Below are 1,179 nucleotides of genomic sequence, written 5' to 3'. Positions count from 1 at the left end.
CGGCTCCGGTCGGCTCTGGACCTAGAGTACTTATATGCACTTACAAGGGACTTTTATGGCGACAGCGGCCAGAAGAGTATCGACCCCGTGGTATTTTTCAAGCTCTGTCTGGTTGGTTATTTGGAGAATATCACCAGCGACCGCAAGCTTGTTGACCATTGCGGGATGCGTCTCGACATTCTTTTCTTTTTAGGCTATGACATAGACGAGGAACTTCCTTGGCACTCAACGATCAGCCGCACACGACAACTTTTTCCTGAAGCTGTTTTTGAAGCAGTATTCACTAAGGTTTTTACACTTTGCGTAGATGCTGGGATGGTCAGCGGCCATACCCAGACGGTGGACAGTGCACCTGTAAAGGCCAATGCCTCTATGGATAGTTTAGAGCTTAAAGTTCCCGAGGAAGAACTGGAAGCACATCTGCGTAAGATTCGCCACATAAGCACAATGGATAAAGAAAAACCTTTTCGCAAGAGCAAAGGCGATAAATCAGATAAAGGCCAGCGCAGCATTACCGCTACGGAGAAGGAGCTCAATGCCATTGCCTCACGCACCAAACGCTGGAACAAAGACCAAGATCAGCGTCCGGGAGCGGGAAACAAGGGAAGTAAATATACCAGCAACAAGACCCATTACAGCCCTACCGATCCCGACGCACGCATCAGTGTAAAACCAGGCAAGGCAAGGAAGCTCAACTACTTGAGCCAGCTGTGCGTGGACACCGCCCATCACGTAATCAGCGATATCAAGGCCTATCACGCCGACGGAAAGGACAACCAGCAGTTGCCCGATATCGTCAAAAGGTTAAAACGACGCCTTTGGCAACAAGGTCTGGTCTGGGAAAACTGCGTGGCCGACACAGGTTACAGCAGCGGAGAAAACTATGCTTTCCTTGAAAGACAGGGCCTCAAAAGTTTTATTCCTCCCCACGGCACCTTTAAAGGCGGCCCCGATGGTTTTATTTACAATGAGGAAGGAGACTATTATCGCTGTCCGCAGGGAAAGACCATTCCTTTTACCAAGGAGTTTTTGGATAGCAGGACGCAGACTAGAAAAAAGGAATACCGAGCTCGCAAGCACGTGTGCATCGATTGCCCCATAAGGAGCAGTTGTTTGGGCAAAAGCGCACAGGAAAAGAAGTTCAGCGTTACCTATTACCGTGCAGAATATCAGCGCAAC

General features: G+C 49.3%; 1 protein-coding gene. It reads left to right on the top strand.

Features of this window, described 5'->3' with window-relative positions; all coding sequences use genetic code 11:
• On the top strand, positions 1-1,179 hold a 1,179-nt coding region (locus tag AEQU1_RS00005), incomplete at both ends, for a transposase (protein ID WP_111877792.1).

The sequence above is a fragment of the Aequorivita sp. CIP111184 genome (assembly GCF_900489465.1).
Taxonomy (GTDB): Bacteria; Bacteroidota; Bacteroidia; order Flavobacteriales; family Flavobacteriaceae; genus Aequorivita.
Note: the sequence above shows the minus strand (reverse complement) of the source record. Positions and strands in the feature narration are given on the sequence as shown.